This window comes from Variovorax sp. GW531-E2, assembly GCF_059423125.1.
In genome coordinates this window covers 1-15,793 of record NZ_JBWKXQ010000042.1, presented here as the reverse complement: position 1 = coordinate 15,793, position 15,793 = coordinate 1, and the positions used below count along the sequence as shown (strand labels likewise).

Here is a 15,793-nt window from a genome sequence, read left to right as displayed (position 1 = left end):
CCGCGGCATGCAACGGCGCGACTTCCTCGGCGTGGCAGGTGCGGTGGGCGCCCTGGCGCTGGCCGGCTGCGAGGCGCCGCCGCCGCCCATCGAAGGTGGCTTCACCGGCATCGATGTCGCGCGCGGCCACGCCATGCGCGACGCCACGCTCAAGTCGCAGGCCCCGGCCACCGTCAAGCGCACCCGCGTCGTCATCGCCGGCGGCGGTGTTGCCGGCCTGGCGGCCGCACGCGCGCTGCGCCTCGCGGGCATCGACGACTTCGCGCTGCTCGAACTCGAAGACACCGCCGGCGGCAACGCGCGCGGCGGCTCGGTCGGCGGCATCGCCTGCCCGCTCGGCGCGCACTACCTGCCCACGCCCGGCGACGACGCGCACGAGGTGCAGGACCTGCTCGAGGAACTCGGCCTGCGCCGCCGCGTGGCCGGCCGCTGGACCTACGACGAGCGCCACCTCTGCCACAGCCCGCAGGAACGCCTCTTCTTCCGCGACGAATGGCAGGACGGGTTGCTGCCCGTGCACGACGTGGGCGCCGGCACGCAGGCGCAGTACCGCCGCTTCGCGCAGCGCATCGACGCGTTGCAGCACGCCGCCCACTTCGCCATTCCCACGCTGCGCTTCGCCGTCACGCCCGAGCTGCTCGCGCTCGACGCCCTGCCCTTCGCAGGCTGGCTTGACCGCGAAGGCTTCGACGACGCCCACCTGCGCTGGTACCTCGACTACTGCTGCCGCGACGACTACGGCGCCGGCATCGCGCAGGTGTCGGCCTGGGCCGGCATCCACTACTTCGCGAGCCGGCACGGCTTTCATGCGCCCGGCGACGCGAGCGGCAGCGTCAATGACAGCAACCCCGATCGCGACGGCGTGCTCACCTGGCCCGAAGGCAATGGCTGGCTCACGAAGCAGCTGGCCGCGCCGCTGGGCCAGCGCCTGCACACCGGCCAGGTCGTCACGCGCATCGCCGACGGACGCGCGGGTGTCGAGGTCGATGCGTGGGATGCGGCCTCGAAATCCATGGTGCGCTGGCAGGCCGAGCGCTGCATCGTCGCGCTGCCCGTGTTCATCGCCGCGCGCGTGGTCGAGAACCCACCCTCGCTGCTGACCAGCGCCGCCGCGCACGTGCGCTACGCCCCCTGGCTGGTCGCCAACGTGCACCTGCGCGGTCCGCTGGCCGACCGCGTCGGCGCCGCGCCGAGCTGGGACAACGTGATCTACGGCACGCGCGGCCTCGGCTACGTCGATGCACGTCACCAGACGCTCGACCCCACGCCGCGCGGCACCGTGCTCAGCTGGTACCGCCCGCTGGGCCCGAGCGGCTACGACACCGGCGACGGCCGCCAGCTGCTGCTCGAGCGCCCGTGGACCGCATGGCGCGACGAGTTGCTGGCCGAGCTGTCGGTGCCACACCCCGACCTGCCCGCGCTCGCCACGCGCGTCGAGATCACGCGCTATGGACACGCCATGTCGATCCCGCGGCCCGGGCTGCTCGCGCAGATCGGCGCACTCGGCGACCGCGTGGCCGCCGGCCGGCTGTCGTTCGCGCACGCGGACTGGTCGGGCTATTCGATCTTCGAGGAAGCCTTCACGCGCGGCCACATCGCCGGAGCCCGCCTCGCATGAAGACGCTGGTGCTCGGCGGCTACGGCAACTTCGGCGCGCGCATCAGCCGCGCACTCGCGCAGGACGCGGGCATCGAACTGTGGGTTGGCGGGCGCGACCTCGAACGGGCCACGGCCTTTGTGCAATCGCTGGGGGGCAGTGCACGCGGTGTGCGTGTCGATGCGCAGTCGCCCGATCTCGCGCAGGGGCTGGGCTTTCTGGGCGTCGACCTCGTCATCCACACCGCCGGCCCGTTCCAGGGCCAGGACTACCGCGTGCCGCAGGCCGTGGCAGCCGCCGGCGCGCACTACATCGACCTGGCCGACGGCCGACGCTTCGTCTGCGACTTTCCCGCCGCGATGGACGCGGCCTTCCGCCGCGCGGGTCGCACCGCCGTGGCCGGCGCCAGCACCGTGCCGGCGCTGTCGTCGGCGGTGGTCGACCACCTCGCCGCCGGTTGGCAAGGCATCCGCAGCATCGACATCTGCATTGCACCGGCACAGGGTGCACCGCGCGGCGAAGCCACGCTCGCGGGCGTGCTGGCCTACTGCGGCGCGCCGATCCGCGTCTGGCAGGGCGGCCGCTGGACCGAGCAGCCGGGCTGGGCGCATCCCGCGAAGGTGCAGTTCGCGCGCATGAAGCCGCGCCGCGGCGCCTTGTGCGACATCCCCGACCTCGAGCTCTTTCCCGCGCGCTACGCCGGCGTGCAGTCGGTCATGTTCCGCGCCGCACTCGAAGTCGGCCTGACCCAGCACGCCTTCGCCTTCCTGGCTTTCCTGCGTCGCACAGGCCTGCTGCGCGCACCGCAGAAGCTGGCGCCGCTGCTGCACGCGACGGGCGGTGTGTTCGATGCGTTCGGCACCGCGCTGGGCGGCATGGTGGTGCGGGTCGAAGGCACCGATGCACACGGCGCCATCGCGCGCCGCGCCTGGCACGTCGCGGCCGACGACAACCACGGCCCCGAGATCCCCTGCATGGCCGCCATCCTGCTGGCCCGGCGGCTCGCGCGCGGCGAGGCCTTGCCGGTGGGCGCGCACGCTTGCGCCGGCCTGCTCGCGCTGTCGGAGTTCGACCCCGAGTTCGCGCGCTGGGGCATGGTGACGGATGTGATCGACGAAGGGGCGCTCACGCCATGACGCGCCCTGCTGCTGCCGACGACGACCGCCTGCTGCGCCTGAGCCTCGTCGCCGTCTGGCTCTTCACCGCCGTCGCCAGCATCCTCGAACTCGACGGCCAGAGCCGCCGCGTGCTGGCCGCCGCGGGCATCGCCTCGCCGCCGTGGCTGGTGCAGGCGCTGATCGTCGGCGGCGCAGCGGCCGACCTCGCGATCGGCCTGGCGCTGTGGCTGCGACCCGGCCGCACCGTCTACCTCGCCGCCTTCGCCCTGATGCTCGCCATGACGCTCGTGGCGACCGTGCTGCAGCCGGACCTGTGGCTGCACCCGCTCGGCCCGCTGCTCAAGAACCTGCCCATCGCCGCGCTGCTCTGGCATTTGTACCGACGCGCCACGCCATGAACACCTACCTCGTCCTCAAGTGGCTGCACATCGTCTCCAGCGTGCTGATGGTCGGCACGGGGCTGGGCTCGGCCTTCTACATGTTCTTTGCCAACCGCAGCGGCAGCGTGCCGGCGCAGGCGGTGGTGAGCCGGCTGGTGGTGCGGGCCGACTGGTGGTTCACCACGCCCACGGTCATCCTGCAGCCGGTCACCGGCTTCGCGCTGGCGCACCTGGCGGGCTGGCCGCTGTCGACGCCGTGGCTGGCGCTGTCGCTGGGGCTGTTCGCGTTCGCGGGGGCGTGCTGGCTGCCGGTGGTGTGGCTGCAGATCCGCATGGCGGCCCTGGCGGCACAGGCGCATCGCGAGGGCGCCGCGCTGCCGTCGCTGTATCTGCGCTACCAGCGCTACTGGGAGCTGCTCGGCTACCCGGCCTTCGTGGCCATGGCCATCGTGTTCTGGCTGATGGTGAACAAGCCCGCACTTTCGTTCTGACGTTCGAGACGGGCCGGTGCGCGGGCCCTGTGCGGTTTTCACGCAGACTTCACACACAGCGCCATGGCTTCACAGACCGGGCAGAGACTGTCAGGCGCCAACAAAAACATCGGGGGAGCGTCCATGCTTCAAGTTGCCAATCGAAAACTCGCGTCGCTCAGCGACGTGCTCTTCACCGGACTGGGCCGTGTGCTCGGGTTCCTGCGTCCGCTGGCACGCGGACTCATCGGTTCCTGGCGACCTCCGGGGTGGCTGCGCATCGTGGGCGCCTTTCTTCTCTTCGGGCTGCAGTGGTTGCAGCAACGGCTGGCCTGGGTGGTGGTGCTGGCGCTGCTGGTGCTGGCCGGCTGGTTCGCGAGCCCGCAGGTGCTGAAGTGGTGGCACGGCCTCACGCCCGATCGCGTCGAGCCCGTCGTTTCCACCGCGCAGATCGTGCCGCCGCCGCGCACGCAGATCGAAAACGACAAGGGGCCCAACCCGGTCGTCATCAACTTCTCCGCCTCGGTCGCGCCGATCGCGCGCATCGGCCAGGAGGCGACCGGCGTCAGCATCGAGCCCGCCATCGCCGGGCGCTGGTCGTGGAGCAGCCAGAAGAAGCTCGAATTCCTGCCCGCGCAGGACTGGCCGGTCGGCCAGCCCTACAAGGTGCAGCTGGCGAAGGACGCGCTCGCGCCGCACATCGAGATCGAGCAGCGCAAGTACGAGTTCACCTCGCCCGAGTTCAACGCGCGCATCGCGGGCGCGGAGTTCTACCAAGACCCGGTGCAGGCCAACGTGCGGCGCGCGCTCTTCCAGGTGCGCTTCTCGCACCCGGTCAACACGGCCGAATTCGAAAAACGCCTGGTGCTGACCTATGACCAGGCCTGCGGCACCTCGATCTTCAGCGTGGGCAAGTGCGTGAGCGAGAAGTTCACCGTCAGCTACGACAAGCTGCGCCTCACCGCCACGCTCCAGTCCGAGCCGCTGCCCATTCCCGAGAAGACGCGCCCCGTGGTGCTCAGCCTCACCTCCGGCGCGGTTGCGCAGAAGGGCGGCCCCGGCCAGCGCAGCGACCTCTCGCGCGCGGTCGACATCCCCGGCCTCTTCAGCCTCGACATCTCGAGCATCGACCCCACCATCGTCACGGGCGAGAACGGCGAGCCCGAGCATGTGATGCACGTCACCGCCTCGATGCCGGTCCACGAGCGCGAAATGGCGCGCGTGGTGCAGGCCTGGCTGCTGCCCGCCACGGAAGAAGCCAAGGGCGACCCGGAAGAGAAGTTCGACTGGTCCGCCGACCCCTCGAAGGTCACCGACGCCGTGCTGCGCCGTGCGAAGAAGATCAATCTGCAGCCCATCGCCAGCGAACGCGAAGTGACCGAGATGGTCAGCTTCCGCCTCCCGCAAGCCGAAGGCGGCCGCTACCTGCTGGTGCGCGTGGCCAAGGGCCTGAAGACGCCGGGCGGCTACCAGCTCGGCGCGGCGCGGCAGGACGTGCGCCTGCTCAAGACCTTCGCGCCCGAGCTCACCATCATGAGCCAGGGTTCGCTGCTCGCACTTTCCGGTGAACGCAAGCTGCCGATCCTGGTGCGTGACCTGCCCGGCATCCGCCTGGAAATCGGACGCCTGCTGCCGCAGCAGCTACAGCACCTGGTCACGCAGACCAACGGCGACTTCGCGCATCCGCAGTTCAACGGCGGCCTGCAGTCGGACAACCTCGTCGACCGCTTCCAGAAGGAGATCCCGCTCAGCATTCCCGCCGGCAAGGCGCACTACGAGACCGTCGACTTCGCGCAGTACCTGCGCAGCGACGTGGCCGACCGCCGCGGCGTGTTCCTGCTCAAGGTGCAGGGCTACGACCCCAAGGCCAAGAAGAAGACCGAAGGCGATGCCACGCAGGCGCAGCCCGAAGAGGAGCAACAGGAAGAACAGCCCTCGGAAGGCGAAGGCGACCCCGAAAGCGGCAACCCCGAAGACCAGAAGGACCAGCGCCTCGTGCTCGTCACCGACCTGGGCATCGTCGCCAAGAAGTCGCTCGACGGCACGCGCGACGTGTTCGTGCAGAGCATTGCCAACGGCCAGCCCGTGGCCGGTGCGCTGGTCGAGGTGTGGGGCCGCAACGGCATGATCGTCGCGTCGCAGTCCACCGACGCCACGGGCGCCGCCAAGCTGCCCAACCTCGCCGGCTACCAGCGCGAGAAAGCGCCCGTGGTGCTGGTGGTGCGCAAGGACGGCGACCTGAGCTTCCTGCCCTTCAACCGCAGCGACCGCACGCTCGACATCTCGCGCTTCGACGTCGGCGGCCTGCGCGCGGCCGGCGTGCCGAACCAGATGACCGCCTACGTGTTCAGCGACCGCGGCATCTACCGCCCGGGCGACACGATGCACATCGCGATGATGGTCAAGGCCGGCAACTGGGCCACGTCGCTGCGCGACCTGCCGCTGGAGGCCGAGGTCATCGACGCGCGCGGCCTCAGCGTGCGCCGCGAGAAGCTCAAGCTCGGCCCCGGCGGCGCGGCGGAAATCGCCCACGCCACGCAGGACACCTCGCCCACCGGCAACTACACCGTCAACCTCTACCTGCCGCGTGAATCCTCGCCCGGCAACCCCGAGGTGCAGGGCCTGCTCATCGGCAGCACCACGGTGAAGGTGCAGGAGTTCCTGCCCGACCGCACCAAGGTCGTCGCCAAGCTCAGCAGCGAGGTCGCCGAGGGCTGGGTCAGGCCCAAGGACCTGAAGGCGCTCATCGACGTGCAGAACCTCTTCGGCACGCCCGCGCCCGACCGCAAGGTCGAAGGCACGCTCACGCTGAGCCCGGCTTTCCCGGTGTTCCGCGCGTTCGCCGACTACGCCTTCTTCGATCCGCAGCGCGCCACCGAGAAGCAGGTCGACGACCTGGGCAGCGTGCAGACCAGCGCCGAAGGCAAGGCCGAGTTCGACCTGCGCCTCTCGCGCTTCGATGCGGCGACGTACCAGGTGCACGTGCTTGCCAAGGCCTTCGAGCCCGAAGGCGGGCGCAGCGTCTCGGCCGAGGCGCAGACGCTGGTGAGCGACATGCCCTACCTCGTGGGCGTGAAGGTCGATGGCGACACCAGCTACGTGAGCAAGGGCGCCACGCGCAATGCGACCGTGATCGCGATCGACCCGCAGGCCAAGAAGACGGCCGTGGACGCCCTGAAGATCCAGCGCGTGGAGCGCAAGGTGCTGTCGGTGCTCGTGAAGCAGGACAACGGCCTGTACCGCTACGAGTCGCGCAAGAAGGAGATCGTGATCGACGAGAAGCCGCTGGCCATCGTCGCGGCCGGCAACACCATCGCGCTGAACACCTCCACGCCCGGCAACTTCGCCTACGTGGTGCGCAATGCCGGCGGGCTGGAGTTGAACCGCGTCGAGTACAGCGTGGCGGGCAACGCGAACGTCTCGCGCTCGCTGGACCGCAACGCCGAACTGCAGCTCACGCTCGACCGCAAGGACTACGAGCCGGGCCAGGAGATCGAGGTGAGCATCCGCGCGCCGTACGTGGGTGCAGGCCTCATCACCATCGAGCGCGACAAGGTCTACGCTCACGCATGGTTCAAGACCGACAAGACCGCCTCGGTGCAGAAGATCGTGCTGCCCAAGGACTTCGAGGGCACCGGCTACATCAACGTGCACTTCGTGCGCGACCCGGCCTCGGACGAGGTCTACATGAGCCCGCTGTCGTACGGCGTCGTGCCCTTCGCCACCAGCCTGGCCAAGCGCACCGCGAACCTGCAGCTCACCAGCAGCGAACTCGTGAAGCCGGGGCAGACGGTGAAGATGAAGCTCACCAGCGACAAGCCCACGCGCGCCGTGCTGTTCGCGGTGGACGAAGGCATCCTGCAGGTGGCGCGCTACAAGACGCCCGATCCGCTCAAGCACTTCTTCCAGAAGCGGGCGCTCGAAGTGGGCACCCTGCAGACGCTCGACCTGATCCTGCCGGAGTTCAAGAAGCTCATGCAGGGTGCCGCGCCCGGCGGCGACGGCGAAGGCGAGCTCGGCAAGCACCTGAACCCGTTCAAGCGCAAGCGCGACAAGCCGGTGGCGTACTGGTCGGGTCTCGTCGATGTGAACGGCAGCCGCGAGTTCAGCTACACCGTGCCCGAGAGCTTCAACGGCAGCCTGCGTGTGATGGCCGTCGCGGTGAACGACGAGACCACCGCCGCCAAGAGCACCCGCACCGTGGTGCGCGGCGACATGGTGATATTGCCGAACGCACCGCTCGCAATGGCGCCCGGCGACACCGTCGAAGTGGGCGTGGGCCTTGCGAACAACATCGTGGGCTCGGGCAAGGACGTGCCCATCGCGCTCACGCTCACCGCCTCGGGCGGGCTCGAAGTGGTGGGCGATGCGACGCAGACGCTCAAGGTCAACGAGCGCGGCGAAGCGAGCACCAGGTTCAACGTGCGCGCCAAGCCGGGCGAGCAGGCGGTGCTGGGTTCGTCGGCGCTGGTGTTCACCTCGACGCACAAGACCTTCAGCGCGCGCCTGTCGACCGAGGTGAGCGTGCGGCCTGCGTCGCCGTTCGTCACGCTGGTGCAGGCGGGCAGCTTCCAGCGTGCGGGCGAGTTGAGCAGCAAGGCCGACCTGTACCCGAACTTCCGCAAGAGCGACGTGGCGGTGTCCGCCGCGCCGTGGGCCTTCGCGACCGGCCTGATGCAGTACCTGGAGGTGTACCCGCACGGCTGCACCGAGCAGATCACGAGCCAGACCTTCCCGGCCGTGCTGCTGTCGGGCCGACCCGAGCTGGTGAAGGAAATGGCGCGCGGCCGCACGCCCGAGCAGGGCCCGATGCCCGAGGCGCGCAAGACCTTCGAGCGCTACCTCGTGCAGCTGCGCGCACGTCAGACGGCCGACGGCGGTTTCTCGCTGTGGCCCGGCGCGGGCACCGATGCCTTCGCCACGCTCTACGCGGTGCACCTGCTCATCGAAGCCAAGGACCACAAGCTGCCCGTGCCGCAAGACCTGCTGCAGAAAGCGAACACCTACCTGCAGGGCTGGCTCGGCAGCGGCGACACCTCGCTCGACGGCTGGCGCCAGCGCACGCAGGCCGCCTACCTGCTCACGCGCCAGGGCATCATCGCGCCGGCCGCTTTGGCCAACCTGCGCGAAGCATGGCGCAACAAGCAGACGCAAGGCTGGAGCGATGACCTCGGCGCCGTGTACCTCGCCGCGAGCTACCAGCTCGTGAAGCAGGAGCAAGTGGCCAACGAGCTGCTCAACCCGGTGTGGTCCGACCTGCTCGCGCGCACCGAGAAGAAGCAGCGCCGCAACGTGTGGGGCGCGTACTACGACCCGCTGGTGCACGACAGCATGACGCTGCACCTGGTGGGCCGCCACTTCCCTTCGCGCCTGAAGACGCTGAAGCCCGAAGTGTGGGAAGGCATGGGCGCGATGGTGCGCGACGGCTGGTACAACAGCCTGTCGTCTGCCTCGATGCTGCTCGCGGTCGATGCGTACTTCGAAGCGGTGGCGCAGAACGCCGAGGGCAAGCTCACGGCGCAGAGCGTGAACGCGCAAGGGCAGGCCGCGGCACTCGCGCTGGGTTCGGTGAACCCGATCACGCGCGCTGCGGTGCCCGCCGGCACGGCCAAGCTCAAGCTGTCGAACGACAGCGACTTCAACCTGTACTACAGCTGGGCCGAACAGGGCTTCGAGCGCAACGTGCCCACCACGCCGGTGAACCAGGGCCTGGAGATCTTCCATGAAGTGCTCGATGCCAAGGGCAACCCGATCACCAAGGCCAAGCTTGGCGAAGAGGTCACCGTGCGGGTGCGCGTGCGCAGCCTGGAGCGCGCACAGCTCAACGACGTGGCGCTGGTCGACCTGCTGCCAGGCGGCCTGGAGCCGGTGCTGCAGGCCGTGGGCGACGACCAGGAAGCCAATGCCGATGCGCCGATCTGGAAGAAGCGCCTCGGTGGCGGCGGTTCGTGGAAGGTGCAGTACGCCGACATCCGCGAAGACCGCGTGGTGTTCTACGGCGCCGTCGACAAGAACCTGCTCGAGGTGACCTACAAGGCGCGGGCGACCAACGTCGGCGACTTCGTGGTGCCGGCGGCGTACGGCGAGGCGATGTACGACCGGCGCGTGTATTCGCGCTCGGCGGGTGCGCGCTTCCAGGTCGTCGCGAACTGACGCCAGGCAGCGGAGGCCGTCATGCGCTTCAGCGTGAAGTTGGGAAGGCTGCGCAAGCCAGCGCTGTGGGCGCTGGCGGTTGCCTTTCTGCTCACGCTGTTGCGCCTGTGGCCGCACGCCCCACTGAGCGAAACCGTCGGCAGCTCGCGTGCCGTGTACGCGCAAGGCGGCGAACTCTTGCGCCTGACCCTCGCAAGCGACGAGCAATACCGCCTCTGGGTGCCGCTCGACCGCATTTCGCCGACGCTGGTCGATGCGGTCCTGCTGTACGAAGACCGCCGCTTCTACGCGCACCCCGGCGTCAACCCCGCCGCGCTCGCGCGCAGCGCCTGGCGCATCGCGAGCGGCGAGCGCAGGCAGGGCGGCTCGACGCTCACGATGCAGCTGGCGCGGCGCGTCTACGGCATCGACAGCCGCACGGCCATGGGCAAGATCGCGCAGATCGGCGCGGCGCTCTGGCTGGAGGCGCGCTTCAGCAAGCGCGAGATCCTCGAGGCGTACCTCAACACCGCGCCCTACGGCGGCAACATCGAAGGCGTGCAGGCCGCGAGCCTCATCTACTTTCGCAAGGACGCCGCCAAGCTCAGCCTGCCCGAGGCGCTGACGCTCGCGGTGATTCCGCAGAACCCGGTCAAGCGCATCGCCGAGCGCGGTCGCAATGCCGAGCTGCAGTCGGCACGCGAACGCTTGTGGGCGCTGTGGGCCGAGCGCGATCCGACCGCGAAGCAGCACGCGCCCGATGCGCAACTCGCGCTCTCGGCACAGTCGCGCGGCAGCCTCCCCTTTCTCGCGCCGCACGCCACCGACATGCTGCTCGCTCAGGAGCGTGGTGTGCAGGAAGTGCGCACCACCATCGACCTGCGCATGCAGGCCACGCTCGAACGCGTGATGGGCCAGTACCTGCGCACGCACGCCGACGTCGGCATGACCAACGCGAGCGCGCTGCTGCTCGACGCTTCGACCATGCAGGTGCGCGCGCTGATCGGTTCGGCCGACTGGCACAACGACGCCATCGCGGGGCAGGTCAACGGCACGCAGGCCAAGCGCTCGCCGGGGTCCACGCTCAAGCCCTTCATCTACGCACTCGCGCTCGACCAGGGTCTGCTGCATCCGAAGACGATGCTGAAGGACGCACCGACCTCCTTTGGCCCCTACACGCCCGAGAACTTCGACCACCGCTTCGCCGGCCCGCTGCCCGCGCAGGAAGCGTTGATCCGCAGCCGCAACATCCCTGCGGTGGCCGTCGCTGCGAAGCTGTCGAAGCCGGGGCTCTACGACTTCATGCGGCTCGCGGGCGTGCAGAAGCTGCAGAGCGAATCGCACTACGGCCTCGCGCTGGTGCTGGGCGGCGGAGAGGTCACGCCCGAGGAGCTTGCGGGCCTCTACGCCACGCTGGCCAACGGAGGCATCTCGCAGCCGCTGCGCTACACGCAGCCCGCGCCCGACGAGCGGCCGGTGCAGCCGCTGCGCCTCCTGAGCGAAGAGGCCTCGTTCATCACGCTGGACATGCTGCGCCACACGCCGCGCCCCGACACCACGCTGCCCGCGCGCCCCGCCATCGCGTGGAAGACGGGCACGTCGTGGGGCTTTCGCGATGCGTGGACCGCGGGTGTGTTCGGCCGCCATGTGCTCGTGGTGTGGGTCGGCAACTTCGATGGCACGAGCAACCCCGCACTGGTGGGCGTCGATGCGGCCGCGCCGCTGTTCCTTCGCATGGTCGATGCGCTGCGCGCGGAGCGGCTCGACCCTGGCGAGATCGCGACGCGCCAGCCGCCGGACCTGCGCCAGGTCGAGGTCTGCACCGCGACGGGCGGGCTGCCCGATGCGCTGTGCCCGGTGCGCACCACGACATGGTTCATCGCCGGCAAGTCGCCGATCCAGGTGAGCAACCTGCACCGTGCCGTGTGGGTCGACGAAACGACCGGCAAGGTGGTGTGCGGGCCGCAGCCCAACGCGCGCCAGCAGGTGGTCGAGCAATGGGGCAGCGACATGCGGCGGCTGTTCCGCCAGGCGGGCCTGCCGCGCGCGAGCCTGCCGACCGATGGGTGCGAAAAGGGCGAGGCTTCGGAGACGGCGCCGCTCATCACATCGCCCTTGCGCGGCGTGCGGCACACGCTGCGCGTGAAGAGGCCCGAGCCGCTCGTGCTGCGCGCCGAAGCGGCGGCGGGCACGCAGACGATCTACTGGTTCGCCGATGACGCACTGGTCGGCAAGGCGGCGCCCGGCGAAGGCATCACCTGGATGCCGGACATGGCCGATTCAGGCCGGCGCTACGTGCTGCGCGCGGTCGATGACCAGGGCCGCGCCGAGTCGCGCGAAGTGACGGTGGACATCGCACCTTGAGCTGAGCGGATGTCACGGCGGCGTCACGCCTGCCCGGCAAGGTCACGCGTTTTCGACTGAAAGCTTTTTCGTTCATGACGCGCTTCGCTTCCCTCTCTCTGGTCGCCCTGGCCACCGCCTTCGCCTGCAGTGGCGCAGTGGCCCAGACCGCCTTTCCCGCCACGCTCGCCGGCCACGCCGTGCTGCCCGCGCAGAGCTTCGTCGCCGCGCCGAAAGACGCGCCCGCCGACCTGCAAGCGAGCGGCAAGTTCACCTCGGGCAAGCGCGTCGAGGCGCTGGGCACTGTCGAAGGCCTCTCGGCCGGCCGTGGCACCGGCGTGTCGGTGCCCTTCAAGGGCCAGCCGCTGCAGGGCCACTCGGGCATCAAGAAGATGGACGACGGCTCGTTCTGGATCCTCACCGACAACGGCGCCGGCGCGAAGGCCAACTCGCCCGACTTCATGCTCTACCTGAACCACTACAAGGTGGACTTCAAGAGCGGCAAGTTCAATCGCATCAACACCATCTTCCTGCACGACCCCGACAAGAAGGTGCCGTTCCGCATCGTTCACGAAGGCACGAAGCATCGCTACCTGACGGGCTCGGACTTCGATCCCGAGAGCTTCCAGTTCGCCGGCGGCGCGCTGTGGATCGGCGAGGAGTTCGGCCCCTTCCTGATCAAGGCCGACCTGAAGGGCAAGGTGCTCGCGGTGTTCGATACGCAGGTCGACGGCAAGGCCGTGCGCTCGCCCGACCATCCGGCCGTGACCACGCCGGGCGCACCGGGTGGTGCGGTCGATTTCCAGGTCAAGCGCTCGAAGGGCTTCGAAGGCATGGCCTCGTCGAAGGACGGCAGCAAGCTCTATGCGCTGCTCGAAGGCCCGGTGTGGAACGCCGAGGCCAAGGACTACGAGAAGGTCGACGGCAAGGAAGCGCTGCGCGTGCTGGAGTTCGACGTCGCGACCGAGAAGTGGACGGGCCGCCATTGGAAATACGTGCTCGAAGCCAACGGCCACGCCATCGGCGACTTCAACATGATCGACGGCACCACCGGCCTCATCATCGAGCGCGACAACGGCGAAGGCACGAGCGACAAGGCCTGCCCCGAAGGCCAGAAGCGCACCGACTGCTTCCACGACATCGCGAAGTTCAAGCGCGTCTACAAGGTCGAGCTGAGCGATGCGAACGTGGGCGGCGCGGTGCGCAAGATCGGCTACATCGACCTGCTGAACATCGCCGACCCGAACAAGCTCGCGCGCAAGCCGCTGAACGACGGCGTGCTCAAGTTCCCGTTCTTCACCATCGAGAACGTCGACGTGGTCGACGCCACGCACATCGTGGTCGGCAACGACAACAACCTGCCCTTCTCCACCAGCCGCGAGCCGAACAAGGCCGACGACAACGAGCTGGTGCTGCTCGAAGCCGGCGCGTTGCTGCAGGCGAAGTAAGGCGCCGCCCGCCTTTCAATGCCCCGCTCGCGGGATGGGCGGGGGCGAGAAAAACCGAGAAGATGAGTATGATTCTCATTCTCCAGGTTTCCTCTCTCCCTCTGTCCCATGAATTTCCGAACGACCTCGCACGTCGTCCGGCGCCCGTCGTGAGCGCCGGCCTCCGCTACCGGATGGGCGTCGCGTCGCGGGCCGTCGCCGCCATCGCGGGCGGCTACGGCGTCGCCGCGCTGTCGGCCGCCGTGCTCGCGCTGGGCCTGCCCGTCCTCTTCGGCATGGCGCGCAGCGAAGCCGCGCTGACCGGCACGCTGGCCTCCTTCCTCGTCTACGCCGTGGCCGTGATGTGGGTCTTCGCCGCGCGCTCGGCGTGGCGCGCCTGGACCGGCCTCGCCATCGCGGCGGCGCTGCAGGGCCTGCTGTTGCTGCTGTGGACCCAGGGCGGCGGAGGTGCCGCATGAAGGAAGGATTCCGTCAGTCGATGGCCTGGCTGCACACCTGGTCGGGCCTGCTGGTCGGCTGGGTGCTCTTCATGGTGTTCGCGGCCGGCACGGCCTCGTACTTCAAGGACGAGATCACCTTCTGGATGAAGCCGGAGCTGCATGCCGTGACGCCTGGCACGGTGCCGCAGCCGGTGGCCGCCGACAACGCGCTGGGTTTCATGCAGCGCCACGCGCCCGATGCCACGCGCTGGTTCATCACCCTGCCCACCGAGCGCGAGCCCGGCGTGAGCCTGCTGTGGGCCAAGCCGCCGCCGCCGCCCGGTTCGCCGCCCGTGGACCGGCGCCGCAGCTTCGACCGCGCCATGCTCGACCCGGCCACGGGCCAGGCGATCACCGCGCCGCGCGAGACGCGCGGCGGCGAGTTCTTCTACCGCCTGCATTTCGACCTGCACTACATGCCCGCGCTCTGGGCGCGCTGGATCGTCGGCTTCTGCGCGATGTTCATGCTGGTGGCCATCGTCAGCGGCATCGTCACGCACAAGCGCATCTTCAAGGACTTCTTCACCTTCCGCCCGAAGAAGGGCCAGCGCTCGTGGCTCGACGCGCACAACGTCACCGCCGTGCTCGCGCTGCCGTACCACGCCATGATCACCTACACCGGGCTGGTCACGCTGATGTTCATGTACATGCCGTGGGGCCCGCAGGTGGCTTACAAGGCGCACGGCGGCAACGACACCTTCTTCGCCGAGGCCTTCCCGGGCGGCGTGCGCACGCAGATCAAGGCCTCGGGCACGAAGGCCGCGCTGGCGCCCCTCGCGCCCATGGTGGCGCAGGCCACGGCCCACTGGGACGGCGCGCCCGTGGGCCGCATCGTGGTGCACCAGCCCAACGACGCCAACGCCGTGGTCTCGCTCACGCGGGCCGAAGGCCGTCACCTGTCGTACGACCAGCCCAGCATGCAGTTCAACGGCACGACCGGCGCGCTCATCGGCAGCTTCGGCGACGTGCCCAAGGCCGCGGCCGAGACGCGCGGCGTGCTCTACGGCCTGCACATCGGCCGCTTTGCCGATCCGCTGCTGCGCGCGCTGTTCTTCGTCTCTGGCCTGGCGGGCTGCCTGATGGTGGCGACGGGCCTCTTGCTGTGGGCCGTGAAGGAGCGCCAGAAATACGCCAAGACCCTCAAGCAGGGCGGGCGCATCGGCGTCGGCCTGCGGCTCGTCGACGGGCTGAACCTCGGCGCGATCGCCGGCCTGCCCGTGGCGATGGCTGCCTTCTTCTGGGCCAACCGCCTGCTGCCGGTCGACGTGGCCGGCCGCAACGAGGCCGAGATCCGCTGGTTCTTCATCGTCTGGGGCGCCACCGCCGTGCTGGGCCTGCTGCGACCGACCCTGCGCATGTGGCAGGCGCAGCTTGCGCTCGGCGCGCTGCTGTTCGCATTGCTGCCGGTGCTCAATGCCTTCACCGGCCCCGCGCCGCTCACCGTGAGCCTGCGCACCGGGCCGAGTTCGGTGGCGGGCTTCGACCTCGTGGCGATTGCGCTCGGCCTCGGACTCGCGGGTGCGACCTGGCTGGTGGAGCGCAAGCGCCGCAAGGCCTTGGCGGCGCCCAAGAAAGCCGTCAAGCCGCCGCCGCCAACGGAACTTGCTGCCTCGGGCCAGGGGTCGTGATGCCGCTGCTCGGTTTGGTGTTCGCCGCTTCGCTGGCCGGCTTCTGCGCGCTGAGCCTCGCGATGGACCGTCACAGCGAAGACGTCTTCGGCCGCGGCAGCACGCCGGGCGCCTGGCGCCGATGGCTGCAGCTTGGGGGGACAGCGCTGCTGTGCCTGTCGCTGTGGGCCAGCCTGGAGGCGGCGGGCGGGTCGGTGG

10 protein-coding genes are annotated in these 15,793 nt (G+C 69.6%); all 10 read left to right on the top strand.

The features are described 5' to 3' along the window. Positions 1 to 7: 7 nt before the first annotated feature. Positions 8 to 1,618 carry an FAD-dependent oxidoreductase gene (locus tag AC07XP_RS21935; RefSeq protein ID WP_495265866.1) on the top strand — a complete coding sequence of 537 codons (1,611 nt, stop codon included), beginning with the start codon at positions 8 to 10 and terminating at the stop codon, positions 1,616 to 1,618. Continuing rightward, entirely contained in the window at positions 1,615 to 2,733 is a 1,119-nt protein-coding gene (locus AC07XP_RS21930; protein ID WP_495265865.1) for a saccharopine dehydrogenase family protein, read from the top strand. The genes AC07XP_RS21935 and AC07XP_RS21930 overlap by 4 nt, the downstream gene beginning before the upstream one ends. After that, a complete protein-coding gene (locus AC07XP_RS21925; RefSeq protein ID WP_495265864.1) occupies positions 2,730 to 3,113 on the top strand; it encodes a DoxX-like family protein in 384 nt (127 codons plus the stop codon). Before AC07XP_RS21930 ends, AC07XP_RS21925 begins: the two co-directional genes overlap by 4 nt. Next, on the top strand, positions 3,110 to 3,586 hold the full coding sequence (locus AC07XP_RS21920; protein ID WP_139702937.1) for a DUF2269 family protein: 477 nt from the start codon (positions 3,110 to 3,112) through the stop codon (positions 3,584 to 3,586). The genes AC07XP_RS21925 and AC07XP_RS21920 overlap by 4 nt, the downstream gene beginning before the upstream one ends. A 123-nt stretch (positions 3,587 to 3,709) precedes the next feature. Continuing rightward, positions 3,710 to 9,718, top strand: a complete 6,009-nt coding sequence (locus tag AC07XP_RS21915; protein ID WP_495265863.1) for an alpha-2-macroglobulin — start codon at positions 3,710 to 3,712, stop codon at positions 9,716 to 9,718. Between the two features lie 21 nt (positions 9,719 to 9,739). Further along, the gene (pbpC, locus tag AC07XP_RS21910; RefSeq protein ID WP_495265862.1) at positions 9,740 to 12,061 is read left to right on the top strand and encodes a penicillin-binding protein 1C; all 2,322 of its coding nucleotides are present in this window, start codon (positions 9,740 to 9,742) and stop codon (positions 12,059 to 12,061) included. A gap of 74 nt (positions 12,062 to 12,135) precedes the next feature. Then, on the top strand, positions 12,136 to 13,488 hold the full coding sequence (locus tag AC07XP_RS21905; RefSeq protein ID WP_495265861.1) for an esterase-like activity of phytase family protein: 1,353 nt from the start codon (positions 12,136 to 12,138) through the stop codon (positions 13,486 to 13,488). Positions 13,489 to 13,637: 149 nt separating this feature from the next. Beyond that, entirely contained in the window at positions 13,638 to 13,946 is a 309-nt protein-coding gene (locus AC07XP_RS21900; RefSeq protein WP_420906996.1) for a DUF3649 domain-containing protein, read from the top strand. Beyond that, positions 13,943 to 15,595 (top strand): PepSY-associated TM helix domain-containing protein, encoded by a 1,653-nt coding sequence (locus AC07XP_RS21895; protein ID WP_495265860.1) that lies wholly within the window; start codon positions 13,943 to 13,945, stop codon positions 15,593 to 15,595. The genes AC07XP_RS21900 and AC07XP_RS21895 overlap by 4 nt, the downstream gene beginning before the upstream one ends. Beyond that, positions 15,595 to 15,793: DUF3325 domain-containing protein (locus tag AC07XP_RS21890; protein ID WP_495265859.1), on the top strand; the 199-nt coding region annotated here is incomplete at its 3' end. The genes AC07XP_RS21895 and AC07XP_RS21890, both read left to right, overlap by 1 nt.